The sequence below is a fragment of the Frateuria flava genome, assembly GCF_017837635.1.
Taxonomy (GTDB): Bacteria; Pseudomonadota; Gammaproteobacteria; order Xanthomonadales; family Rhodanobacteraceae; genus Frateuria_A; species Frateuria_A flava.
The window spans coordinates 1-22,829 of the sequence record NZ_JAGJRS010000015.1; the positions used below are offsets into that span (position 1 = coordinate 1).

The 22,829-nt window shown below is 69.1% G+C and carries 22 protein-coding genes; 12 read left to right on the forward strand and 10 right to left on the reverse strand.

Annotated elements, in window-relative coordinates:
- From J7I44_RS07340 to J7I44_RS07355, 4 genes are all read left to right on the forward strand, one after another.
- Nucleotides 1–450: transposase (locus J7I44_RS07340; protein WP_209618267.1), on the forward strand; the 450-nt coding region annotated here is incomplete at its 5' end.
- Nucleotides 451–566: 116 nt separating this feature from the next.
- Nucleotides 567–1,640: an NADH:flavin oxidoreductase/NADH oxidase gene (locus tag J7I44_RS07345; protein ID WP_209618270.1), complete on the forward strand. Its 1,074-nt coding sequence runs from the start codon at nt 567–569 to the stop codon at nt 1,638–1,640.
- A gap of 13 nt (nt 1,641–1,653) precedes the next feature.
- The gene (locus tag J7I44_RS07350; RefSeq protein ID WP_209618273.1) at nt 1,654–2,529 is read left to right on the forward strand and encodes a pirin family protein; all 876 of its coding nucleotides are present in this window, start codon (nt 1,654–1,656) and stop codon (nt 2,527–2,529) included.
- Between the two features lie 297 nt (nt 2,530–2,826).
- Nucleotides 2,827–3,129, forward strand: a complete 303-nt coding sequence (locus J7I44_RS07355; RefSeq protein ID WP_209618277.1) for an Mpo1-like protein — start codon at nt 2,827–2,829, stop codon at nt 3,127–3,129.
- 38 nt (nt 3,130–3,167) lie between these two features.
- Here the strand turns inward: J7I44_RS07355 and J7I44_RS07360 are convergent, their stop codons facing one another.
- From J7I44_RS07360 to J7I44_RS07370, 3 genes are read right to left on the reverse strand one after another with little or no spacing between them, the layout of a single operon-like run.
- Nucleotides 3,168–4,184, reverse strand: a complete 1,017-nt coding sequence (locus tag J7I44_RS07360; RefSeq protein ID WP_209618279.1) for a response regulator — start codon at nt 4,182–4,184, stop codon at nt 3,168–3,170.
- Nucleotides 4,181–5,530 carry a sensor histidine kinase gene (locus tag J7I44_RS07365; protein WP_209618282.1) on the reverse strand — a complete coding sequence of 450 codons (1,350 nt, stop codon included), beginning with the start codon at nt 5,528–5,530 and terminating at the stop codon, nt 4,181–4,183. The genes J7I44_RS07360 and J7I44_RS07365 overlap by 4 nt, the downstream gene beginning before the upstream one ends.
- Nucleotides 5,531–5,569: 39 nt before the next feature.
- The gene (locus J7I44_RS07370) at nt 5,570–5,965 is read right to left on the reverse strand and encodes a cytochrome c (protein WP_209618285.1); all 396 of its coding nucleotides are present in this window, start codon (nt 5,963–5,965) and stop codon (nt 5,570–5,572) included.
- A 137-nt stretch (nt 5,966–6,102) separates the two neighbouring features.
- On the opposite strand from J7I44_RS07370, the gene J7I44_RS07375 reads away from it, so the two are divergent.
- Nucleotides 6,103–6,888, forward strand: coding sequence for a tRNA threonylcarbamoyladenosine dehydratase (locus J7I44_RS07375; protein ID WP_209618288.1), 786 nt, complete (start codon nt 6,103–6,105; stop codon nt 6,886–6,888).
- A gap of 645 nt (nt 6,889–7,533) precedes the next feature.
- Here the strand turns inward: J7I44_RS07375 and phbB are convergent.
- Nucleotides 7,534–8,274, reverse strand: a complete 741-nt coding sequence (phbB, locus tag J7I44_RS07380; protein ID WP_209618291.1) for an acetoacetyl-CoA reductase — start codon at nt 8,272–8,274, stop codon at nt 7,534–7,536.
- A 151-nt stretch (nt 8,275–8,425) separates the two neighbouring features.
- Nucleotides 8,426–9,289 (reverse strand): tRNA glutamyl-Q(34) synthetase GluQRS, encoded by an 864-nt coding sequence (gene gluQRS / locus J7I44_RS07385; protein ID WP_209618294.1) that lies wholly within the window; start codon nt 9,287–9,289, stop codon nt 8,426–8,428.
- A gap of 201 nt (nt 9,290–9,490) precedes the next feature.
- Between gluQRS and htpX the strand changes: the two genes are divergently transcribed.
- Together htpX and htpG are read left to right on the forward strand one after the other, a co-directional pair.
- The gene (htpX, locus tag J7I44_RS07390) at nt 9,491–10,384 is read left to right on the forward strand and encodes a protease HtpX (protein ID WP_209618297.1); all 894 of its coding nucleotides are present in this window, start codon (nt 9,491–9,493) and stop codon (nt 10,382–10,384) included.
- Between the two features lie 143 nt (nt 10,385–10,527).
- A complete protein-coding gene (gene htpG / locus J7I44_RS07395; protein ID WP_209618300.1) occupies nt 10,528–12,396 on the forward strand; it encodes a molecular chaperone HtpG in 1,869 nt (622 codons plus the stop codon).
- A gap of 112 nt (nt 12,397–12,508) precedes the next feature.
- Here the strand turns inward: htpG and J7I44_RS07400 are convergent, their stop codons facing one another.
- Nucleotides 12,509–13,393: an EamA family transporter gene (locus J7I44_RS07400; protein WP_209618303.1), complete on the reverse strand. Its 885-nt coding sequence runs from the start codon at nt 13,391–13,393 to the stop codon at nt 12,509–12,511.
- Nucleotides 13,394–13,527: 134 nt separating this feature from the next.
- Entirely contained in the window at nt 13,528–14,484 is a 957-nt protein-coding gene (locus J7I44_RS07405) for an oxygenase MpaB family protein (RefSeq protein WP_245188029.1), read from the reverse strand.
- A gap of 196 nt (nt 14,485–14,680) precedes the next feature.
- Here J7I44_RS07405 and J7I44_RS07410 point away from each other — a divergent pair, with 196 nt between their 5' ends.
- Both J7I44_RS07410 and J7I44_RS07415 read left to right on the forward strand, forming a co-directional pair.
- The gene (locus J7I44_RS07410; RefSeq protein WP_209618311.1) at nt 14,681–16,228 is read left to right on the forward strand and encodes a tetratricopeptide repeat protein; all 1,548 of its coding nucleotides are present in this window, start codon (nt 14,681–14,683) and stop codon (nt 16,226–16,228) included.
- The gene (locus tag J7I44_RS07415; protein ID WP_209618314.1) at nt 16,225–16,944 is read left to right on the forward strand and encodes a PH domain-containing protein; all 720 of its coding nucleotides are present in this window, start codon (nt 16,225–16,227) and stop codon (nt 16,942–16,944) included. The genes J7I44_RS07410 and J7I44_RS07415 overlap by 4 nt, the downstream gene beginning before the upstream one ends.
- Here J7I44_RS07415 and J7I44_RS07420 read toward each other — a convergent pair whose 3' ends face one another.
- The gene (locus J7I44_RS07420; RefSeq protein WP_209618316.1) at nt 16,945–17,097 is read right to left on the reverse strand and encodes a hypothetical protein; all 153 of its coding nucleotides are present in this window, start codon (nt 17,095–17,097) and stop codon (nt 16,945–16,947) included.
- 250 nt (nt 17,098–17,347) lie between these two features.
- Here J7I44_RS07420 and J7I44_RS07425 point away from each other — a divergent pair, with 250 nt between their 5' ends.
- The 3 genes from J7I44_RS07425 (at nt 17,348) to J7I44_RS07435 (ending at nt 20,056) form a co-directional block, all read left to right on the forward strand.
- Nucleotides 17,348–17,809 (forward strand): metallophosphoesterase family protein, encoded by a 462-nt coding sequence (locus tag J7I44_RS07425; protein WP_245188030.1) that lies wholly within the window; start codon nt 17,348–17,350, stop codon nt 17,807–17,809.
- Between the two features lie 288 nt (nt 17,810–18,097).
- On the forward strand, nt 18,098–19,372 hold the full coding sequence (locus tag J7I44_RS07430; protein WP_209618320.1) for a M20 family metallopeptidase: 1,275 nt from the start codon (nt 18,098–18,100) through the stop codon (nt 19,370–19,372).
- A gap of 30 nt (nt 19,373–19,402) precedes the next feature.
- Nucleotides 19,403–20,056: a trimeric intracellular cation channel family protein gene (locus J7I44_RS07435; RefSeq protein WP_245188031.1), complete on the forward strand. Its 654-nt coding sequence runs from the start codon at nt 19,403–19,405 to the stop codon at nt 20,054–20,056.
- 14 nt (nt 20,057–20,070) lie between these two features.
- Here J7I44_RS07435 and pnuC read toward each other — a convergent pair whose 3' ends face one another.
- The gene (gene pnuC, locus J7I44_RS07440; protein WP_209618324.1) at nt 20,071–20,655 is read right to left on the reverse strand and encodes a nicotinamide riboside transporter PnuC; all 585 of its coding nucleotides are present in this window, start codon (nt 20,653–20,655) and stop codon (nt 20,071–20,073) included.
- Complete coding sequence (locus J7I44_RS07445; RefSeq protein WP_209618326.1) at nt 20,655–22,817, reverse strand: TonB-dependent siderophore receptor; 2,163 nt, start codon at nt 22,815–22,817, stop codon at nt 20,655–20,657. The genes pnuC and J7I44_RS07445 overlap by 1 nt, the downstream gene beginning before the upstream one ends.
- Nucleotides 22,818–22,829: the final 12 nt, after the last annotated feature.

Sequence of the window (22,829 nt, forward strand, 5' to 3'; positions counted from 1 at the left end):
ATCAAGGCGCTGGAAAAGCGCATTAACGACCACATCGACTCCAATCCCAGTCTGCGGCGGGACGCCGGACTGGTCGACTCCATCGACGGCATCGGGCCAACCACTTCCGCCTTCCTGCTCGCCTTGCTGGGTGATGTGCGCCGATTCAAGCGCCCCGGCCAACTGGTTGCCTACGTCGGCATGAACCCGGCCCTGCGCGAATCAGGCACCCTCAAAGGCAAGGTGAGATTGTCCAAGACCGGAGCGGCGCCCCTGCGCGCCAAGCTCTACATGCCAGCTCTGGTCGCCGTGCGCCACAACCCAGTCATTCGCGCCTTCTACGAGCGCCTGCGGGCCAACGGCAAAGCACCCCGCGTGGCGCTCTGCGCCGCTATGCGAAAGCTCCTCCATCTGGTCTGGGGTGTGGTTCACAACGGGACGCGGTTCGATCCACGGCACGCGGTTGCGTGAGGGAGAGCAAGACGGTATCTACAGAAGATCGCCTGGAGAGGGCGGTGGCATCTGCCTCTTGAAGGTCGAACCGTACGGCGTCATCTGATGGGCTTGTCTCTTCGCAAGGCCATCGCATGGAACTGTTCACCCCCTTCGCGCAGCGCAGCCTGACGTTGCGCAACCGCATCGTCGTCGCACCGATGTGCCAGTACTCGGCCACCGATGGCGTGCCGGACGACTGGCACCTGGTGCACCTGGGCAGCCGCGCGGTAGGTGGTGCGGCGGCCGTGGTCGCCGAAGCCACCGCGGTGTCGCCGGAGGGGCGCATCTCGCCCGGCGATACCGGTTTGTGGAACGAGGCGCAGGTGGCCGCCTGGCAACCGATCACCGCCTTCATCCGCAGCCAGGGCGCCGTCGCCGGCGTGCAGCTTGCGCACGCCGGGCGCAAGGCCAGCGCGCAGCGTCCGTGGGAGGGCGGCGGTCCGCTGCCGGCGGGGCAGGGCAACTGGACCACGGTGGCGCCTTCGGCGATTCCCTTCGACCAGGGCTGGCACACGCCGCAGGCACTGGACGAGGCGGGTCTGCGCAAGGTGGTGGATGATTTCCGCGCGGCCGCGAAGCGCGCGCTCGCCGCCGGCTTCCAGCTTGTCGAGGTGCACGCCGCCCACGGCTACCTGTTGCACCAGTTCCTCTCGCCGCTCAGCAACCATCGCACCGACGCCTATGGCGGCAGTTTCGAGAACCGCACGCGGCTGGTGCGCGAGGTGCTGGCCGCGGTGCGCGAAGTGTGGCCCGAGTTGCTGCCGGTGTGGCTGCGCATTTCCGCGACGGACTGGGTTGCCGAGAAAGACGGCGTGCACGGCTGGAACGTAGAGGAGAGTGTGCGACTGGCACGCGAGGTCAAGTCGCTGGGCGTGGACCTGATCGACGTGTCCAGTGGCGGCCTGGTGCCACACGTGAAGATCCCGGTCGGCCCCGGTTACCAGGTGCCGTTCGCCGCGCGCATCCGTCGCGAGGGCGACATCGCCACCGGTGCCGTGGGGCTGATCACCGAATCCGCGCAGGCCGCCGGCATCGTGGAGAAGGGTGAAGCGGACCTGGTGCTGATCGCCCGCGAGAGCCTGCGCGACCCGTACTTTCCGCGCCGCGCGGCGCAGGAGCTGGGCGCATCGCTGGTTGCGCCGGTACAGTACCAGCGCGCCTGGTAGCGGAGCTTGAAGCATGGACCACACGCCACGACTGATCGAAGGCCGCAAACACGACCTGGGTGATGGCTTCACCGTGCGCCGCCTGTTGCCGGCACTGCTGGCGCGGCACGTCGGCCCGTTCGTGTTCTTCGACCACATGGGCCCGGCCGACTTCGCGCCGGGCAAGGGCATGGACGTGCGGCCGCATCCGCACATCGGCCTGGCCACCATCACCTGGCTGTTCGAGGGCGCGATCCGCCACCGCGACAGCCTGGGCAGCCTGGCCGACATCCGGCCGGGCGAGGTCAACTGGATGACCGCCGGCCGCGGCATCGTGCATTCCGAGCGCACACCGCCGGACGAGCGGCGCGACGGCCAGCGCCTGCATGGCATCCAGCTGTGGGTCGCGCTGCCGCGCGAGGACGCCGAGGTGGCGCCGGAGTTCCATCACCACGGCGCGGATGAACTGCCACGCATCCGCCGCGATGGCGCGGACCTGCTGCTGATCGCGGGCACCGCCTACGGCGAGCGTTCGCCGGTAAAGGTGTTCGCGCCGATGTTCCTGATCGAGGCCAACCTGGCCGAAGGCGCCACGCTTGACTGGCCTGGCGAGCACGCCGAGCGGGGCGTGTACGTGGTCGAGGGCGAGGTCCGGTGGGGCGAGGTCGCGGTCGGCGCCGACCGCATGGCGGTGCAGGGCGGCAGCGCCGCGGCGCCGCTGCATGTCCGGGCACCGAGCCGCGTGATGCTGTTCGGCGGCGCGCCGCTGGATGGCGAACGGCATCTTTGGTGGAACTTCGTGGCCAGCTCGCGCGAGCGCATCGAACGGGCGAAGTCCGATTGGGCGGCGGGACACTTCGGCGTGGTGCCGGGTGACGACAAGGAATTCATTCCGTTGCCGGAGCATTGAAGCAGGCCGCAGCCTTGCCCGCCCGAGCCCGACCCCTCCGGTACCTGGTTGGCGTCGGTCTGGGGAAGTTTGCCTACGCCTACATCCCGCTTGCGCCTCCCACCCCACCGGACGTCATTCCCACGAAAGCGGGAATCCATTTGCTTCGGGCTGACCAGGGCGAGATGGATTTCCGCTTTCGCAGGAATGACGCCCGAAGTTTGCGGCCTACCGGTTCGTTTGCCTAAGACCTGAGAAGGGCTTTACCGGGCGCGCGCGCCGGCGCACGCTGATGCGATCGTCCGACGGCCATCTGCCATGTCCGAGTTCGCCCGCTTCCGCGACTTCTACCCGTATTACCTCAGCGAACACCGCAATCCCGCCTGCCGCCGGTTGCACTTCGCCGGCAGCACGCTGGTGCTGCTGGTGATCGCCGTGGCGATCACGACACGCGACGCGCGCTGGCTGTGGCTGGCGCCGCTGGCCGGCTACGGCTTCGCCTGGATCGGCCACTTCGTGTTCGAGAAGAACCGCCCGGCGACGTTCCGCCATCCGTTCTACAGCCTGGCTGGCGACTGGGTGATGTATTGGGACATCCTGCGCGGCCGCCAGCGGATGTGATTCCAGGTGTGCGGCGCGTTCGCAGGGGCGCCCCTGGATCAGGCGCCCAGCGCCTGGTCCTGCTCGCCGAGCCAGTCGCGGTAGTTGCGCAGCTTGCCGAGCTGGAAGCGCGAGACGTCCTCGATCAGCGCCAGGTGATACCACTGCTCGCCGCGCACCGTCACCGCCGGGTGCAGCAGCGCTTCCACATCGCCGATGCCCTCGCGGTAGTAGCCGTCGCCCTCGCCGAACCACGGCAGCCGGTCGCCCTCGCGCAGCGCGGCCAGCAGTTCGGGCGGGGCGCCCAGGTCGCTGGCGATCTCGTAGTGCGCGCGCAGGTCCTCGTCGGTCTGGATCAGCACGAACCGCCCGCGGCCGCGCTCGTCCAGCAACAGCATGCCGGTCGGGTTGACGTGCAGGTAGCACTCCACCGCCGGGAAATCGCCGACCAGCCCGCGGAACGCCTGCTGGAACGCCTTGTCGCGCAGGAAGCGCACATTGCCCAGCGCCAGCGCCTCGGCGACGAAGCCGCCCACGCGCTCGAAGTAGCGCCGCTGCAACGCGCGGATGCCCAACTGCAGCTTGTCGATCGCCTGCGGATCGCTCTTGCGGATGAAGCGGTCGATCACGCCGGCGTTGAACGCTTCGATCGCGGTGCAGTCGTCGGCGGTACCGGTGAGCAGGATCTTGCCGATGTGCGGGTTGGCCAGTTCCCGGCAGAACGCGATGCCGTCCATCTCCGGCATGGTCAGGTCGACCACCACGACCGAGACCTCGGCGAAACGCTCCGGGTCGAACATCACCCGGTGGATCGAGTCGATGTCCAGCGCGACCAGTTCGCGCGTCTGCGAGGAGCGGTCCTTCCAGTGGTACATCCAGCCGCCACCGGGCACCGCGCGGATGCCATGGCTGCCCAGTTCGGCCAGCGCCCGGCGTGGCGAGCTGTAGCTGCGCAGGCGCAGGCTCGGGTCGAGCAGCAGCGGCATGCTGTCGAGGTACTTCTCGTGGTCGTCCACCAGCAGCGTGGTGGTGGGGAAGTGGAACGGCAGGATGTCGCCGTGGAAGTCGATGCTCATGCCGAAAGTCCCTGTCCAGATGGCACGTATGGCGGAAATGTCACGAAGAATTCGGTGTATTCGCCCCAGCGCGAGCGGCAGCTGATGCGCCCGCCCATGCGTTCGACGGCGCTCTGCGAGAAGGCCAGGCCGATGCCCAGTCCGGTGCCGTCCCGCCCGTCGCTGTGGGAATAAAAGCGGTTGAAGATGCGCGGCAGCACGTCGGGCGGGATGCCCGGTCCGGTGTCGCGCACGCGGATGCAGTGGCCGGCGGCGTCGCTGTCCAGGCTCACCAGGATCTCGCCCTTGCCGGCACGACCGGTGTGGAACAGCGCGTTGCGCAGCAGGTTGAAAAGCACGTGGGTGAGCAGCGTCTCCGAGCCCACCAGCACGAAGTCGGTCGGTGCGGTCGACAACTGTACGCGCTCGCGCTCGGCCTGCGAGGCGTACGGATAGCGTGCCAGCGCCTGTACCACGCAGGCGCGCGCGTGCAGCGGCTCGAACTGCAGGGTGCCCATCGGCTTGGCCGCCATGAGCAGCATGTCGATCACGGTGTGCGCGTGGTTGACCTCGTGCTCGATCACAGCGATGCCGCGCTGCAGCGCCTGCAGGTGCGGCCCGCGCAGCGCGGCCACCGGCAGCCCGGCACGCTCGGCCACGCGGTGGCTCTCCAGCAGGTTGGGCAGGTAGCGGCCGATCGCGCGCCCGGCCATCTGCACCGAACCCAGCGGCGTGCGCAGCTCGTGCGCGATGTTGTTGGAGGCGCCGATCAGCGCCTTGACCTTGGCCTCGTCGGCGAATTTCTGCGACAGACTGGCCAGCGGGCCCAGGATCAGCGTCAGCGCCAGCACCGGCGCGTACTGCAGCAGCGCGTGCCACGGCCAGGCCTCGTGCGGCCCGAGCTGGAACGCCAGCGCGGCCAGCGCCGTGCCCACGGTGCAGATCAGCGCGAAGCTCGCCAGGTCGAACAGCATCATCGTGATGAAGATCGAGAACAGGTGCGCGCCCATCCAGACAATCGTGCCGCCGTTGCGCAGCAACAGGTAACCGAAGAAGAACGGCAGCACGAAGGTGATCACCGCGTACCAGTACGGCGGCAGCCACGGCTTGAACGCGCGCGGCCACCAGCGCTGCAGGGCCAGCGGCAACAGCGCCACGCAACCGGCCACGTGCAGCCCCAGGTTGGTGTAGGGCTGGGGCAGCACGTATGTCCACAGGAACCAGTACAGCGGCATGAACAGGCCGCCGAGCAGGCACATCACCGGCATCATCGGCTGCGAGTAGCGCGCCCGGGTGAACATCGCGTTGTCCACGCGCCGCCGTAGCTGCTGCAGCCGCGAACGGCCGCGGTGCGGTGGGTGGGTCATCCCTGGCGTCGACATGGCATCCGGCCGTGCGGGTTCGGCTTACCGGTATTGCTGGTGACAGGACTGGCAGGCGTCACCGACCGGCTTGATCGACTGGGCCAGCGCCGCGCAATCGGTCGGATGCGCCTGCACCGCATTCTGCAGTGCCGTGCGCAGGCGGCCGGAATGGTCCAGGAAGTCCTGCTCGGCGCCGGGGAAGGCGACGGGGATGTCCGATGCGGTCGACTGCAGGCGCAGCAGGTGGTCATTGACCTGCGCGGCGTCGCATTGCCTGGTCTTGACTGCCTGGCCGAGCGCGCCCATGTGATGGCCCATCACCGTCATCACCGCGTGCGGCATCGGGTTGCGATTGCCCAACGCCTTCATGGCAAACACGGTGCCGAGGACGCCGATGACCAGGCCGAGCAGGATCAGGAGTGCGGAACGTGCATTCATGGTGGACCGCCCTTGAAGAGTGTGAAGGGCCAGAATACCGAAGCATCGACGCCTTTCGTAGCCGTAAAATGGGCTTTTACGCGTAGGAAACCGCACGCGATGGCAGGCAGCATCCACCCCGTCCCCGGGCAGGCCGCATGAGCGGCCCGCATTACCCGGTCGAGCGCTTCGAGGGCGTCGAGCGCCTGTACGGCCGGGGCACTATCGAGCGTCTGATGAACGCCCATGTCTGCGTGATCGGCATCGGCGGGGTCGGCTCCTGGGCGGTCGAGGCGTTGGCGCGCAGCGGGGTGGGGCGGCTGACCCTGATCGATGCCGACGAGGTGTGCCTGTCCAACACCAACCGCCAGCTGCATGCGCTGGACGGCCAGTGGGGCAAGCCCAAGGTCGGCGTGATGGCCGAGCGCGCGCACGCGATCAACCCGCGCATCCGGCTGGAGGCGATCGAGCGCTTCCTCACCACGGCCTCGCTGGACGAGCTGCTCGATCGCGGCTACGACGTGGTGCTGGATGCCTGTGACGCCTTCCGCGTGAAGCTGGAGGCGATCGCCTGGTGCCGGCGGCGCAAGTTGCCGATGGTGACGGTCGGCTCGGCCGGCGGGCGCACCGATCCGACGCAGATCCGCGTGCGTGACCTGTCGCGCACCGAGCACGATGCGATGTTCAGCCTGATCCGCAAGAAGCTTCGGCAGGACTTCAACTTCCCGCGCAACCCGGATCGCTACTTCGGCGTGTCGGCGGTGTACTCGTTGCAGAACGTGCAATACCCGCAGCCGGATGGGAGCGTGTGCGGCTTGCGACCGCCGGGCGGGGATTCGCTCAACCTGGCTTGCGGCGGCGGCCTCGGGGCGGCGACGCACATCACCGGGGCGTTTGCGTTCGCGGCGGTGGGGAAAGTGCTGGAGAAAGTGCTGGAGAAGTAGCCTCGCGGCTCGCTTGTCTTCCTCTCCCCTCCAGGGAGAGGACCGAGGTGAGGGGCCGGGGCTCGCGGGAAAGCCCGGTGTGAAAGCAGGCCCTTTGCGACTCGCCTGCAAGATTGGCCCCTCACCCCAGACCTCTACCCGGTGGGGAGAGGGAGCCAGAGCTACCACCCGATGTAATGCCCGCCGTTGATCGCCAGATTGGACCCGGTGATCCGGCCAGCTTCGTCGCTGGTTGAAGTAGCCTTGCGGCTCGCTTGTCTTCCTCTCCCCTCCGGGGAGAGGATCGAGGTGAGGGGCCGGGGCTCGCGGGAAAGCCGGGTTTGAAAGCAGGCCCTTTTGCGACACTCCCGCAAGAGTGGCCCCTCACCCCAGCCCTCTCCCCGGTGGGGAGAGGGAGCCAGAGCTACCACCTCATGTAATCCCCGCCGTTGATCGCCAGATTGGACCCGGTGATCCGGCCAGCCTCGTCGCTGGTTGAAGTAGCCTTGCGGCTCGCTTGTCTTCCTCTCCCCTCCGGGGAGAGGATCGAGGTGAGGGGCTGGGGCTCGCGGGAAAGCCGGGTTTGAAAGCAGGCCCTTTTGCGACACTCCCGCAAGAGTGGCCCCTCACTCCAGCCCTCTCCCCGGCGGGGAGAGGGAGCCAGAGCTACCACCCCATGTAATGCCCGCCGTTGATCGCCAGGTTGGACCCGGTGATCCAGCTGGCCTCGTCGGTGGTGAAGAACGCCACCGCGTGCGCGATCTCCTCGGGCTTGCCCAGCCGCCCGATCGGGATCTGCGCCACGATCTTCTCGCGCACCTCCTCGGGCACGGCCATCACCATGTCGGTCGCGACGTAGCCGGGCGACACCGTGTTCACCGTGATGCCGAACTTCGCGTTCTCCTGCGCCAGCGAGATGGTGAAGCCGTGCATGCCGGCCTTGGCGGCGGCGTAGTTGGCCTGGCCGTACTGGCCCTTCTGGCCGTTGATCGAGCTGATCTGCACGATGCGGCCCCAGCGGCGGGCGCGCATGCCCTCGATCACCGGGCGGGTGACGTTGAAGCAGGCGTTGAGGTTGGTGTTCACCACCTCGGTCCACTGCTGGTAGTCCATCTTGTGGAAGGTGGTGTCGCGGGTGATGCCGGCGTTGTTGACCAGGATCTGCACCGGTCCGCACTGCGCCTCCACGGCGCGCACCATGGCGGCGGCCGAATCCGGATCGGCCACGTCGCCCGGCACCATGCACACCTCGATGCCTTCGGCGGCCATGCGTTCGCGCCAGGCCTGCGCCTTGGCCTCGTCGCGGTAGTTGGTCGCGACGCGGTGTCCCTGGCGGGCCAGGTAGCGGACGATCGCGCTGCCGATGCCGCCCGTGCCGCCGGTGACCAGTGCGGTGCGTGGGTTCATTGCCGAGATTCCCGATGCGAGACGCCGGTGCTGGCGTGCCGTGTATGTATACCCCAACTTCGTGACAACTGCTGCCGGTCTGCGTGCACCCGCAAATGTATTGTCGGCTTGAGCCCGGCTGGGCATCGGGGCCGGTGGGCTGAAGCCCACCCTACGAGGTGCGGGCTGCCAGGCGGGGCAGGCGGGCGGGGTCGAAACGCGCGAGCGCGTCATCCAGCAGCGCCGCGGGGCTGTCCGCATGTGTGGACGTCTGGACGTCCAGGAAGGCCAGTGCCCGGCGCAGCGCGGGCATGGGATGGGCGGGATCCACCGGATGCGCCTGCCCGGACTTGGACAGCTTGCGCCCCTGCGCGTCCAGCGCCAGGGGCAGGTGTCGGTACGCCGGCGTCGGCAGCCCGAGGCACCGCTGCAGCCAGACCTGCCGCGCGGTGGAGTCGAGCAGGTCGTTACCGCGCACCACCTCGGTGATGCCCTGGAACGCGTCGTCCACCACGCAGGCCAGCTGGTAGGCGTAGTAGCCCTCCACGCGACGAATGACGAAGTCGCCGGCTTCGTCGCGCAGGTTCTGCCGTTGCGGCCCCTGTTGCGCGTCGTCGAAGTCGATCGTCACGTCCGGCACGCGCAACCGCCAGGCGGGCGGACGGTCCGGTTCGGGTGCGGCGATGCAGCGCCCGTCGCGATGCATCCCGCCCTCGGCCGCCAGCTGTGCCCGGCTGCACCAGCAGGGAAACACCAGGTCGGCGGCGCGCAGGCGCTCGAAGGCGGCGTCGTAGGCGTCGCGGCGTTGCGACTGGAACAACGCGGGGGCGTCGGCGACCAGCCCGAACGCCGGCAGCGCGGCCAGGATCGCCCGCGCGGAGCCGGCGACCTCGCGCGGCGGATCGATATCCTCCACCCGTACCAGCCAGCGCCCGCCGGCATGGCGGGCGCACAGCCAGCTGCCCACCGCGGCCACCAGCGAGCCGAAGTGCAGCAGGCCGGTGGGAGAAGGGGCGAAGCGGCCGCAGTAGGTCATCCGCGCAGTCTACCGACGTGCCGGCTTGCGCCGGGATGGGGCGGCACGACGTCGCAGCCAGGCGGGCCGCGGAACCGTGCCCGCGTGAGCGGGTCTGACGCCCTGCGAGAGGCGGCTTTCCCCCTTGAAAGCGGCCGCCTGCGCCCCGAATCTCATCCCGCGGTGCGAGCCGCGTTTCCATGACTGCCAAACGAGACAGCCGTGCGTCGAATCGTCCTCTTCCTTGCCACCAACATCGCCGTCCTCCTGCTGCTGAGCATCGTCTGCCGCCTGTTCGGCATCGACCAGTGGGCCGCCGCCCGTGGCTACGGCGGCATGACCGGATTGCTCGTCTACGCCGCCGTTTTCGGCATGGGCGGCGCCTTCATTTCGCTGGCGATGTCCAAGACCATCGCCAAGTACTCCACCGGCGCGCGCGTGATCGAGCAGCCGCAGACCGCCACCGAGCGCTGGCTGGTCGACACCGTGCGCCAGCACGCCCAGGCCGCCGGCATCGGCATGCCGGAGGTGGCCATCTACGACGCGCCGGAGATGAACGCGTTCGCCACCGGCATGACGAAGAACAGCTCGCTCGTGGCGGTCAGCTCCGGCCTGCTGCAACAGATGGATCGCGAGCAGGTCTCGGCGGTGCTCGGCCACGAGATCGGCCACGTCGCCAACGGCGACATGGTGACGCTTACCCTGATCCAGGGCGTGCTCAACACGCTGGTGATCCTGGCCGCGCGCGTGGTCGGCAACGTGGTCGACAGCTGGCTCAACGGCGGGCGCGACAACCGCGGCGGCATCGGCATGGGCTATTTCGTCACCGTGATGGTGCTGCAGGTCGTGTTCGGCCTGTTCGCCTCGATGATCGTGGCCGCCTTCTCGCGCTGGCGCGAGTTCCGTGCCGACCGCGCGGGTGCGCAGCTGGCCGGCCGCGGGTCGATGATCTCGGCACTGCAGCGGCTCAAGGGCGACCACGGCCAGACCACGCTGCCCAAGGCGATGGCCGCCTTCGGCATCTCCGGCCACATGGCCGCGGGCCTGCAGCGACTGTTCATGAGCCATCCGCCGCTGGACGAGCGCATCGCGGCGCTGCAGGCGGCGCGCGCCTGAGTTCGAACCCCTCTCCCCTCGGGAGAGGGGGTGGGGAGAGGGTCTCGGGCAGTCCGCTTCGCCCGAACCCTCTCCCGCCCTGTCGGGCACCCTCTCCCGGAGGGAGAGGGGCTTAACCCACCACCACTGGAAGCACCACCGCAATGACCGCATCCACCGAAACCCGCAAATTCGAAGCCGAAGTCGCCCAGGTCCTGCACCTGGTCACCCATTCGCTCTACTCGCACAAGGAAATCTTCCTGCGCGAGCTGGTCTCCAACGCCTCCGACGCCTGCGACAAGCTGCGCTTCGAGTCGATCGCCCAGCCGGAACTGCTGGCCGGCGAGGGTGAGCTGCACATCGACGTGAGCTGGGACGAAAAGGCGCGTACGGTCACCGTGCGCGACAACGGCATCGGCATGAGCCGCGACGAGGTGGTGGCGAACATCGGCACCATCGCCAGCTCCGGCACGCGGCGTTTCCTGGAGGCGATGAGCGGCGAGCAGAAGGCCGACGCGCGCCTGATCGGCCAGTTCGGCGTGGGCTTCTACTCCGCCTTCGTGGTGGCCGACAAGGTCACCGTGCTGACCCGCCGCGCCGGCGCGCCCGAGGGCGAGGGGGTGAAGTGGGAGAGCGACGGCAAGGGCGAGTATTCGCTGGATCAGGTCGAGCTCGGCGAGCGCGGCACCACCGTGATCGTGCACCTGAAGGCGGACGAGGACGAGTTCCTCAAGCGCTGGCAGCTGTCCTCGCTGATCCGCAAGTACTCCGACCACGTCGCCTTCCCGATCCGCATGCCGGTCGAGAAGGACGGCCAGCCGACCGACGAGTGGGAAACCGTCAACGACGCCGGCGCCCTCTGGACGCGCCCCAAGAGCGAGATCAGCGACGAGGACTACGTCAGCTTCTACAAATCGCTCGGTCACGACTTCAACGACCCGCTGGCCTGGACGCACAACCGCGTCGAGGGCACGCAGAGCTTCACCACGCTGCTGTATCTGCCGGCGCAGCCACCGTTCGACCTGATGATGGGTGGGCGCGACGAGCGCAAGGGGCTGAAGCTCTACATCAAGCGCGTCTTCATCATGGACGCGGCCGAGGAGCTGCTGCCCAACTACCTGCGCTTCGTGCGCGGCGTGGTCGACGCCGACGACCTGCCGCTGAACGTCAGCCGCGAGATCCTGCAGCACAACCGCCAGCTCGACCGGATCAAGGCCGCCTGCGTCAAGCGCGTGCTCGACCTGATCGAGAAGCTCGCCCGCGACGAGCCGGAGAAGTTCGCAACGTTCTACAAGGCCTTCGGCAACACGCTCAAGGAAGGCATCGCGGAGGACGCCAACAATCGCGAGCGCATTGCCAAGTTGCTGCGCTTTGCCTCCACCCGGAGCGAGGGTGCCGGTCCGACGGTGAGCTTCGACGACTACATCGGTCGCATGAAGGTTGGCCAGGACGCGATCTGGTACATCACCGCCGACAGCTACGCCGCCGCCGCGGGCAGCCCGCAGCTGGAAGCGTTCAAGGCCAGGGACATCGAGGTCCTGCTGATGTCCGAGCGCATCGACGAATGGATGCTCGGCTCGCTGAGCGAGTACGACGGCAAGAAGCTCAAGAGCGTGGCCAAGGGCGACGTGCCGCTCGACGAGGCCGACCGCAAGAAGCAGGAAGAAGTGGCCAAGGCGGCCGAACCGCTGCTGGCGAAAATGAAGGAACTGCTCGGCGATCGCGTCGGCGACGTCAAGGTGTCCGCCCGCCTCACCGACAGCCCCTCGTGCCTGGCCCTTTCCGATTACGAGATGGCTCCGCACCTGGCCCGCCTGCTGCGCGAGGCCGGCCATGACATGCCCGAGAGCAAGCCCACGCTCGAGATCAACCCGCAGCACCCGCTGGTCCAGCGCGTGGAAGCGGAGGCCGACGCAGACACGGCCCGGGACCTGGCCATGCTGCTGCTGGACCAGGCCGAGATCGCGGCCGGCGCGCAACTGCCCGATCCGGCGGCGTTCGTGCAGCGCATGAATCGCGTGTTGCTCGGCTAGGGCCACGACGTACGACGACAAAAGCCCGCCCCCCGGTGGGCTTTTGCTCTGCCCGCCAGCGCGTGCGTCGCTGGCGCCCCGGGACGCCGCGCGCAGCCTGGCTCGAGCTTCCTCAGTTGGCCAGCGGTTCCGCTTCGGCCGCCGGCTGCACGGTGACGGCCGTCCCGGCGGCCGCCACGATGATCGCGGCGATCGCCGCCCATTGCATCGGGGTGAGCTGCTGGTCCAGCAACGCCGCGCCGGCCATCGCCGCGATCGCCGGCTCCAGGCTCAACAGCGTGCTGAAGGTGCGCGCCGGCAGCCGCGTCAGGGCGACCATTTCCAGCGAATAGGGCAGCGCCGAGCTGAGCAGCGCCACGCCGAGCGCGTACGGAAGCAGGGTCGGCGAGAGCAGCGCTTCGCCGGCATGCGCGACGCCGAACGGGATCACCAGCAAGGCGCCGATCGAGATGCCCAGCGTGACCGCATCCCCGCCGTGGCTCGCCCCGACCTTCTTGCCCAGCACGATGTAAAGCGCCCAGCCCACGCCGGCGGCCAGCGCATACATCACGCCGACCGGATCGAGCGCCTGGGCCTGTGCGCGCAACGGCAACAGCAGCAACAGGCCGCCGATCACCAGCGCGATCCACACGAAGTCCAGCGGCCGGCGCGAACCGAACAACGCCAGCGCCAGCGGCCCGGTGAACTCCAGCGCGACCGCGATGCCGAGCGGGATCGTGCGCAGCGACATGTAGAACACCAGGTTCATTGCGCCCATCGACAGGCCGTAGCCCCAGAGCGCACTCCAGTCGCGCCGGCTGCCCGCCCGCCGCCACGGCCGTCGCCACAGCAACAGGATCAGTGCACTGAGCCCGAGCCGATAGGCGGTCGCGCCCTGCGCCCCCACCTGGGGAAACAGATGCTTGGCGAGCGACGCACCGCATTGGTACGAGACCATGCTGACGAGCAACGCACCGACGGCGAGCGCGACCGGGGCGACGGCGGAGCGGGATGACATTCAGGCAACCGGGGGAAGGGCAGTTCGCCCATGATGCGCGCGGGCCCGGCCAAAGCCCACTGGCCGGACCGCTGCGTGTGGGTCATTGCTGACAACGCACTGGCAGCAGCGCGGACGGCGCCCGTGCGCGCCCGTCAGTGCGCCGCGGCGCCGGGCTCCTGCCGGTCGACCGGCGCGGGCCAGTCGCGCATCGCCTCCGGCGGCACGCCCACGCGTCGGCACGAGCGGCTGACCACCCCGCTCTCCTTCAGTGCGGCGCGGAACGCCGGCGCCATCGACCACAACAATCGAGCGGCCAGGCGCGCCTGCCGGCGCTGCCGGGGCGTGTGGCGCAGCAGGTCGCCCGCCCATGCGGGCAACAGCGCCATGCCGGCATGCAGGAAGACGTCGCGGGAGAGGCCGGCGAACGGCACGGGCAGGCGCACCCCGGCGAGCACCCGCAACACCTCGCGCGAGCGCCCGGTATAGGCCAGGCGCGGCTGTATCGCGGCAAAGTAGTCGTCGACCTCGCCTTCCGAGGCGGGCACGTCGCGCGCGCCGAGCGCCTCGGCAACGCGGCGCACTTCATCGTAGTAGCGGTCGGCGATCGCACGCGGCACGGCATGGTGGGCGAACCGGCGGTAACCGGCCAGGAAACTGTGCGCCTCGGTGACGTGCACCCAGGTGAGCAGCGCAGGATCGTCCGCCGCGTAGGGCGTGCCGTCCTCGGTCATGCCGTGCACGAAGCCATGGATTCGCCGTACGTGCCCGATCAGTGCTTCGGCGGCCGCGCGGGGCGCGTACGTGGTGGCGCCGACGAACGTGGTGGTGCGGCGCAGCCGCCCGACCAGGTCGTCGCGGAAATTCGAATGGTCCCACACGCCGGCCAGGGCCAGCGGGTGCAGCGTCTGCATCATCAGCGCGGCCAGCCCCCCGGCGAGCATGCCGGGAAAGTCGGCATGGATGCGCCAGGTCACGCTGTCCGGGCCGAACAGGCCCGGATCGCCGCGCGGGTGGTCGTAATCCAGCGTGCCGTCGGGATCGCGCGAGAACGCGCCCAGTACCCAGCGGCGGATCGGTTCGCCGGACACGCGATGGAGCAGCTCGGACAGCACGGCGCGAAGTTCCGTTTGGAAAAGCCCAGCATCGGCGTCCGTGCCGCCCGTCGCAACTGGCCATGCGCGTGGCACACAAGCGTCCGATTGCCAGTACATAATGCGCGGGACGCAAGGAGCCTGTATCACGCAGGCACATGCCGGGGGGCATATGGGCGGATGGGGAAAGCGGGCGGCACGTACGGTGCTGGTCATGGTGTCTGGCGGTTGCGCGTGGGCCGGCGCTTCGCCGGCCAGGGGAGGGGACGTGCCGGCGCGGCCGCCGCTCTATGCCGACGCGCCGGACGTGGTGCGCACCTTCCTCGTGGCGGCCAAGCGCGCCGAGGCGCTGCACGATCCGCTGGCACGCTGCCTCGCCTATCCCGACTACCCGGGAAACGCGTGGCCCAAAGGCCTGGCCGAGGCGTACTGCCATTACCTCTTTGATCCGTCGGTGACGCTCGCGATGGTGCGCCAGGCGCTCGACAGCCATGCGACCGACAGCCTGGAGGCGCGGTTCAGGGCGGATCTCGAACGCCACTTCGTCAAGGATGGTTTCAGCGAAATCATCCACCGGGATTTCGCCGTCTTCGACGCTTCGCAGGCGTCGGGCCAGCTCACCCAGCGCTGGCTGGAACAGGCCCCGCACAGTGCCTACGCCCTGACCGCCCGCGGCATCTACTTCGGCCATATGGGCATGAAGGCGCGCGGCGGTGCCTGGGCGAAGGACACGCCGCCGGAAAACATGCAGCGGATGTCCGAGTTCATGGCGCGCGCGATCGATCTGTTCCAGCAGGCGATCAGGATCGAGCCGCGTCTGCTGGACGCCTACGTCGGCCTGGAGGATGTCGCCAAAACGGACAGCCGAGGCGAACTGGAGGAGCAGGCTTTCGCCTCCGGCATGGCGATCGATCCGGCCTGCAAGGTGTTGACCGGCTACCACATGGTCGCGCTCACCCCGCGCTGGGGTGGCAGCTACCCGCAGATGGTGGCCTTCGCCAACCAGCTGAAGGCGTTCCTGCCCGAGCGTCCGCTGCTTGCGCTCAATACCGAGTGGCCGCTGGTCGACCTGGCCGACCAGGTCAGCAGCCAGGTCAGTTACGAAAAAGGCCTGGAAGTGCTCAAGCCCGTGGTCCTGCGCACGGCCCACGCCGGTGTGCTCGGGGACGTGGCGGAGTGGTCCGACCACGTCCAGCCGGTCGATCGCTGGGAGCAACTGATGCTGCTGCTGGAGGCCGGCCGCTTCGAGCAAGGCTCCGAAGAAGTCGCACGGTTGCGCGGTCGCCTGCTGTTGCTGGTGGCGCGCGAGCCAGCCTGGGCGCAGTCCAGCCTCGCTTACGCGGTGAACAAGGAGCCGGGGGATGCCTACGCGCACTACCTGTTGGCCGCCTCGTACTGGAACGCGGGCGATCCGGCCCGCTCCGAACACGACTACGTGCTGGCGATGGACGATGCCTCGAACCGCCAGGACGCGCTGTACGAGGTCACCCGGGCCATGCTGCAGGCCAAACAGCCAGCCAAGGCGCGACGCTACGTGGACCGGCTCAACAAGGAATACCCCGACGATGGCCCGGGCTGGTACCTGCGCGCGAGCGTGCTGATTGCGCAGGGCCGCAACGGTGAGGAGGTGACGGCGGCGCTGCGCAGGTTCGTCGCCACGGCCGATCGCAGCGACATCAGGCAAGCGATGCAGGTACGCGAGGCGGAACGCACGCTGGGCCAGGTCGACGCGTTCATGAAGCGCATGAAGGCGAAGCCATGAGCCGCGCCTTGCGTCTGGCTGCGACCACGCTGGCGTGGGCGATGCCGATGCTCGCAGCGCATGCGGTCGACCACGCGCGCGTGCTCGGCCCGCAGGAGAAGGTGGCCGGCCGTAGCCAGGCGGACTACGCGATCGCCTGGTGGCAATGGGTCATGCGCCCCCCCGACGGGGTTCGCGCTTACCAGGATCCGAGCGGCGCGCAGTGCGCGATCAACCAGCACGGGCCGGTCTGGTTCCTGGCCGGCACCGAGGGAACCATGGACGCCCGGCGCGAATGCCTCATTCCGGCGGACACGCATGTGTTCGTGCCGGTCATCGCGGTGCTGGCGCACGCCTCGCCCGGCAACCCGCTGGCCTGCGCTCAGGCGCAGGCCAGCGTGCGGGCGACCAATGATCACCTGGCGCAGGCGCAGGTGCTGCTGGACGGCGAAGTCATCGCCCACGTGCCGGACCACCGGCTGCGCACGCGCTGCTTCGATGCTTTCCAGGACGCGAAGTATGTCGAACGGCATGCGCCCTACGTGCCGGCGGCCAGCGATGGCTACTGGCTGATGCTCGCTCCCTTGCCGCCCGGCACGCATCGGCTCTCGATACGGGCGCGCTACGATCATCCGGGCGGGCTGCAGGGCGACCTGGAAGAGGTTTTCGAGTATCAGCTGCGAGTCGGCGGAAAGCCGGCGCCCTTGCCGCGGGTCGGCCAGCCCATCAGCACCTGATCAGCTGGCGACACCCACCGCCGCCGCCGGTACGTGGCTGGCTGCGGCCACGGCCCGCGGCGAAGGCATGACCAGCATCGCGCTCATGATGGCCAGGCACAGGAGCATGCAGGCGGCGAAGAAGCTCTGCAGCAGGACGGTTTCGAATTTCATGGCGGTTCTCCGGGGGGTGGAAGGAAGGCTCTCGCGGATGGGATGGCACAACCCGTGCCAAGGTTTAAAAGCAAGACGCCATGCGGCCTGCGGGGAATCGCCCGTAGCCGTGATCGGCGTCCGCGGACACCGCGGCCGCGCGTCCGGACAGTCGCGGACGGACAGCCGGCAACCGCAGCAACCATGACGGTGCGGTCGCGCCGGGTGCGCTAGCGTGCGGGGCGACGACGGCAAGAGAGCGACCGACACGATGTTCCGCGTGGGCCTGATTTCCGACACCCACGGCCTGCTGCGCCCGGCCGCGGTGGATTTTCTGCGCGGCTGCCAACGCATCATCCACGCGGGCGACATCGGCGGCCCCGCCATCCTCGACGCGCTGGCGGCCATCGCCCCGCTGACCGCCGTGCGCGGCAACAACGACCGCGACGCCGGGTCCGCCCATCTGCCGGAAACGGCGACGCTCGCACTGGGCGCCGTGCGCCTGTACGTGCTGCACGACCTCAAGGCGCTTGCGGTCGATCCGGGCGCCGAGGGCATCCACGTGGTGGTTTCGGGGCACTCGCACAAGCCGCTGGTCGAGGAACGCGCAGGCGTGCTCTACGTCAATCCCGGCAGTGCAGGGCGGCGTCGGTTCAAGCTGCCGATCGGCGTGGGCGAGTTGCTCATCGATGGGCGCGAGGTGATGCCGCGGATCGTGGAGCTGGACGGCTAGAAGGCCCGCGCCGGGTCGCGGCGCGGTGCGAAGGAACCTGCGGTGCAACGCAAGCGATTGCCTGCCCGCTTCACCCGCCCTTGCCAGCCCAAGCGCATGATGCCGGCAAGCTGCACGAACGCATCGATGCGATGGCTCTGCGCAGCGTGGATGCTCCCGGAAGCCTCGTCCCTTGCTCGCATCGCGGCCATCCGCACCACGCACTTTCTGGTGTCGGTGCGCAGGGCTGATCGCGTCGGAACGCCAACGCCGGCCCCGCGCCAGCCTCCCCCAGCGGACCCCATGCCCATGACCACCACGCAGACAGACGCCATGGCCACCTCACTGGGCAACCTGCAGGACCTGCTTCCCGCGCTGGAGAAGCTCTACACCGATATCCACGCGCACCCCGAACTGTCGATGCAGGAAACCCGCACCGCCGCGCTGGCCGCCGACCGTCTGCGGAGCGCCGGCTACGAAGTGACGACCGGGGTCGGCAAGACCGGGGTGGTCGGCCTGCTGCGCAACGGCGCGGGGCCGACCGTGATGCTGCGCGCCGACATGGATGCGTTGCCCGTGAAAGAGGCGACCGGTGCGCCGTACGCGAGCAAGGTCGAAGCCGTCGACCGCGAAGGCAACAGCGTGCCGGTCATGCATGCCTGCGGCCATGACATGCACGTCAGCTGGCTGGTTGGTGCCGCCACGCTGATGGCGCAGACCCGCGCGCAGTGGCGTGGCACGCTGATGGCGGTGTTCCAGCCGGGCGAGGAAACCGCCGAAGGGGCCCGCGCGATGATCGACGACGGACTCTTCCAGCGCTTCCCCAGGCCCGACGTGGTGCTCGGGCAACACGTCATGGTCGGGCCGGCAGGCGCGGTCGCAGGTCGCACCGGCGTCATCACTTCGGCCGCGGACAGCCTGGAGATCCGCCTGTTCGGGCGTGGCGCGCACGGCTCGATGCCGCAGGCGAGCATCGACCCGGTGGTGATGGCGGCGGCGACCGTGCTGCGGCTGCAGACCATCGTCTCGCGCGAACTGGCGCCCACGGAGGCAGCAGTGATCACCGTCGGCTCGCTGCAGGCCGGCACCAAGGAAAACGTCATTCCCGACGAGGCCGTCATCAAGCTCAACGTCCGCACGTTCGACGACGGCGTGCGCACGCGCGTGCTCGATGCCATCACGCGCATCGCCAACGCCGAGGCGGCCGCCTCCGGTGCACCCAGGCCGCCACAGATCACGCCGCTGGACCGCTACGCCCTGGTGAACAACGATGCCGCCGCGGCGCAGCGCGTGGTCGAGGCGTTCCGCGCATTCTTCCCGCCGGAGCGGGTGCGGCAGACCGGACCGACCTCGGCCAGCGAGGACTTCGGCTCATTCGGTGCCGAGTGGCACGTGCCCTCGGTGTTCTGGTTCGTCGGAGGGACCGACCCGGACATCTACGCGAAAGCCAAAGGGGAAAACCGCCTCAACGAGATACCGACCAACCACAACCCGGGTTTCCTGCCGGTCATCCACCCCACCCTGGAAACCGGGGTGGAGACCCTGGTGGTGGCCGCGCGCGCGTGGCTGTCGCCTGCGACCTGAGCCACGGGCAACCGGAGCTGGCATCCGATGATGCACATCCTGGTGCTCGTGCTGGACCTGGGCGGTACCTTCGTGTTCGCCATCAGCGGCGCGATGGTCGCGGTCAAATATCGGTTGGATGCATTCGGTGTGCTGGTGCTGTCGTTTGCCGCCGGCAACGCCGGCGGCATCACGCGCGACCTGTTGATCGGCGCGATACCGCCGGCAGCCATCGAGGACTGGCGCTACGTGGTGGTGTCCGCGCTGGCCGGCACGATCACGTTCCTGTGGTATCCGGTCACCCGCCGCTACAGCCGGGACGTGCTCTGGCTCGATGCGGTGGGGCTGGCCTTCTTCGCGGTCGCCGGCGCCGAGAAGGCGCTCGTCCACGGCATCCACCCGATGATGGCGGCACTGCTCGGCATGCTCACCGGCATCGGCGGCGGCATGTTGCGCGACGTCCTCGTGTCCGGCATTCCCACCGTGCTGCGCACGGACCTCTACGCACTGGCCGCGCTCGCCGGCGCGGGCGTGGTGGTCGGCGGGCACCTGCTGCAGGTTGCGCCGACGATGGCGGCGGTGGCCGGTGGATGCGTTTGCCTGGCACTGCGCTTCATGGCGATCCGCCGCGGCTGGCACCTGCCTTCGGCCCGGTCGGGGCATGGCGCGGCACCCGACAACCACGATGACGGCAACGGCCGCTGATCGAAAACGCAGGTTCAGCCGATCGCAGGGTGGGCGTCGGGCACGGACTGGCGCGCGCGGCGCCAGTCGCGCAGGCCGATGGCGGCCAGTACGACGAAGCCCGCGTACAGCACCGCGGTGATCAGCAGATCCTTGTAGACGTACTCGCCGACGTAGATCACGTCGACCACGATCCACAGCCACCAGGCGGCGATGTGGCGGCGCCCCTGCCACCACTGCGCGACCAGGCTGAAGGCGGTGAGTGCGGCGTCCAGCCAGGGCAACGCGGCGTCGGTCCAGCGGTGCATGACGTAGCCGAGCGCGAGCGCGCCGGCGAGGCCCAGTGCCAGATGGCCCGCGAACTGGCGCGGCGGTAGCCTCGCCACCTGTACGCGGCCATCGCTGCCCATGTGCTTGAGCCAGCGCAGCCAGCCGTACACGATCAGCCCCGCGAACGCGGCCTGCAGCAGGGCATCGGAGTAGAGCCTGGCGTCGATGAAGATCCCGCTGTAGACCACCACTGACGCCAAGCCCACCGGCCAGCACCACGGGCGCCGCCGCGCGGTGAGCCATACGGCCCACGCGCTCAGCACCGCGCCGATGAGCTCGATCGCACCCATCAGAACGCGTAGCTCACGGAAAGCCGGGCCAGCCGCGGCGCGCCCGGGAACAGGTAGCTGTCGCCGAAGGCGCTGCCGGTGTCGCGCCAGTAGAAGCGGTTGAACAGGTTGTCGATCGACAGCCGTGCGGTGAGCGCATGGCCGCCCAACGTGGTCACGTAGCGCACGCCGGCATCGAACACGTTGTAGGCGGAAACGCGCACGCGGCCGTCGGGGGTGGCGGCGTTCGGCGAGGCGTAGCGCCAGCCGCCGAGCAGGCTCAGCTGCGGTGCGAACGGCAGGCGGTAATCGGCGTACACGGCAGCGCGCACGCGCGGCACGTTGACGACCTGGTGGCCTTCGTACGCAGGCGTGCCGGTGTCCTGTGCACGTGCGCGGATGAAGCTCGCGCTGGCGGTGAGTTCGAGGTCGTCGCCGACGCGGCCGTGCGCGCCCAGCTCCAGCCCCGTGTGCACCTGTTCGCCCTGCTGCACGAAGGTGAAGCCGTAATCGGAATCGTCCGGCTGGGCGAACTGGTAGGGCTGGCGGATGCGGTACAGGGCGGCGCTGAGATCGAGCGCGCCGCCGACGGCGTACTTCAGGCCGGCTTCGAGCTGGCGCGACAGCCGCGGCGCGAGCATCTGGCCGTCATTGCTGGTCCAGTACGGCGCTTCCTTGCCCAGTGACAGGCCTTCGCTGTAACTGAGGTACGTGGTGAGCGCCTCCTCCGGCTGCCACAGCACGGCCGCCTGCGGCAGCGTTTTGCTCAGGCGGGTGTCGCGCTCGGGGGCGCCGTCGCCGTCGTAGGCGCGCTCGTGCAGGCGGACGAAGCGACCGCCGGCGACCAGCTGCCACTGCTCGCCAAGGTGCAGCCGGTCCAGCGCGAACAGCGAATGCTGCCAGCTGGTGAGCCGGCGCACCGCGGGACCGGGCTGGTTCGGCGAGGGCGCGAAGTAGGGTGGGTCCAGATCGGCGATGTTGGCGGTGCCGACGTAGTCGTAGACGTCGGCACGCTGATCGTTGAGGCGCCGGAACGCACTCGCGCCCAGCGTGAGCTGGTGGCTTACCACGCCGGTGTCCAGGTGGCCTTCCAGCGTCCCGCGCGCCTCGTCGTCGACGCGCGTGTCGTCGGGGCTGCGGTAGTCGTAGACGTCGTAGTCGCCGTTGGGTGCGAAATAGTTGCCCGGCGCGCCGCTGGCGCAGGCGGGCGAGTAGAAGCAGCCGTAGGCGAACGCCACGTTGTCGTCGATCACGCTGCGGCTGTGCCCGGCGGCCAGGCGCAGGCGCCAGTCGGCGTTGAACGCGTAGTTGAAGCGCGCGCTGGTGTTGGCCGCGTGGATGCTCACCGGCTGCTGCCACGGTTCGAAGCCGAGCAGACGGGTGGGGTCGGCATGCTCGGGCAGCGTGTCGCCGCCGAGCAATTGGTAGCCGGACACCGAGCGCTGCGCGCTGGCCTGGTAGTCGCTGTCCAGCTCCAGCGTGGCGTCGGGGGTGATGCGCCAGTCGGCGGCAACGGCGTAGAAATTGCGGCGCCCATCGGCGTGATGCACGTAGGAATGGGTGTCTTCCCAGGCCAGGTTGGCGCGCAGGCCGAAAGTCGGCGAGAGCCAGCCGCCGATATCCAGTGCGCCGTAGCGCGAGCCGTGCGAATCGGTACCCAGCGTCACCTCGCGTACGTTCGCCGGACGCTTGCTGACGAAGTTCACCACGCCGCCCGGTTCCATCACGCCCGCCTGCAATCCGGCCAGGCCCTTGAGCACCTCCACCCGCTGCTTGTCCTCCAGCGCGACCGGCTGTTCGCCCGCGATGGTGAGGTTGTTGACGCGCAGCCCAGTGGCCAGGTCCAGCGGATAGCCGCGGATGGCGATGTCCTGGTAGTAGCCGACGGGCGCGTAGTTGTCGCCCAGCGAGGCATCCTCACGCGCCAGTTCGCTGAGCGTGCGGATCTGGCGGTCGTCGATCTGCTTGCGCGTGACCAGCGTGACGGCCGCCGGGGTGTCGTGCAGCGAGGCGTTGCCGTAGGCGTCGATGGCGGTGCCGTGGCGGTCATCGTGGGTCTGGCCTTCCACGCGAACCGGCGCGAGGTCCTTCGCCTGGGTGGCGTCGGGCCGGTCGGTGGCATGCGCGGCCGGGGCCAGCGCGGCGAGGAGGGCAAGCAGCAGGGGAGTGCGGGGCAGGGTCATCGTCGGCTCGTC

Bases quoted from the DNA above. Each gene is read 5' to 3' on its own strand.
- J7I44_RS07345 (WP_209618270.1), top strand. From the start codon at position 567: ATGGAACTGTTCACCCCCTTCGCGCAGCGCAGCCTGACGTTGCGCAAC.
- J7I44_RS07350 (WP_209618273.1), top strand. From the start codon at position 1,654: ATGGACCACACGCCACGACTGATCGAAGGCCGCAAACACGACCTGGGT.
- J7I44_RS07355 (WP_209618277.1), top strand. From the start codon at position 2,827: ATGTCCGAGTTCGCCCGCTTCCGCGACTTCTACCCGTATTACCTCAGC.
- J7I44_RS07360 (WP_209618279.1), bottom strand. From the start codon at position 4,184: ATGAGCATCGACTTCCACGGCGACATCCTGCCGTTCCACTTCCCCACC.
- J7I44_RS07365 (WP_209618282.1), bottom strand. From the start codon at position 5,530: ATGACCCACCCACCGCACCGCGGCCGTTCGCGGCTGCAGCAGCTACGG.
- J7I44_RS07370 (WP_209618285.1), bottom strand. From the start codon at position 5,965: ATGAATGCACGTTCCGCACTCCTGATCCTGCTCGGCCTGGTCATCGGC.
- J7I44_RS07375 (WP_209618288.1), top strand. From the start codon at position 6,103: ATGAGCGGCCCGCATTACCCGGTCGAGCGCTTCGAGGGCGTCGAGCGC.
- phbB (WP_209618291.1), bottom strand. From the start codon at position 8,274: ATGAACCCACGCACCGCACTGGTCACCGGCGGCACGGGCGGCATCGGC.
- gluQRS (WP_209618294.1), bottom strand. From the start codon at position 9,289: ATGACCTACTGCGGCCGCTTCGCCCCTTCTCCCACCGGCCTGCTGCAC.
- htpG (WP_209618300.1), top strand. From the start codon at position 10,528: ATGACCGCATCCACCGAAACCCGCAAATTCGAAGCCGAAGTCGCCCAG.
- J7I44_RS07400 (WP_209618303.1), bottom strand. From the start codon at position 13,393: ATGTCATCCCGCTCCGCCGTCGCCCCGGTCGCGCTCGCCGTCGGTGCG.
- J7I44_RS07410 (WP_209618311.1), top strand. From the start codon at position 14,681: ATGGTGTCTGGCGGTTGCGCGTGGGCCGGCGCTTCGCCGGCCAGGGGA.
- J7I44_RS07415 (WP_209618314.1), top strand. From the start codon at position 16,225: ATGAGCCGCGCCTTGCGTCTGGCTGCGACCACGCTGGCGTGGGCGATG.
- J7I44_RS07420 (WP_209618316.1), bottom strand. From the start codon at position 17,097: ATGAAATTCGAAACCGTCCTGCTGCAGAGCTTCTTCGCCGCCTGCATG.
- J7I44_RS07425 (WP_245188030.1), top strand. From the start codon at position 17,348: ATGTTCCGCGTGGGCCTGATTTCCGACACCCACGGCCTGCTGCGCCCG.
- J7I44_RS07430 (WP_209618320.1), top strand. From the start codon at position 18,098: ATGACCACCACGCAGACAGACGCCATGGCCACCTCACTGGGCAACCTG.
- J7I44_RS07435 (WP_245188031.1), top strand. From the start codon at position 19,403: ATGCACATCCTGGTGCTCGTGCTGGACCTGGGCGGTACCTTCGTGTTC.
- pnuC (WP_209618324.1), bottom strand. From the start codon at position 20,655: ATGGGTGCGATCGAGCTCATCGGCGCGGTGCTGAGCGCGTGGGCCGTA.
- J7I44_RS07445 (WP_209618326.1), bottom strand. From the start codon at position 22,817: ATGACCCTGCCCCGCACTCCCCTGCTGCTTGCCCTCCTCGCCGCGCTG.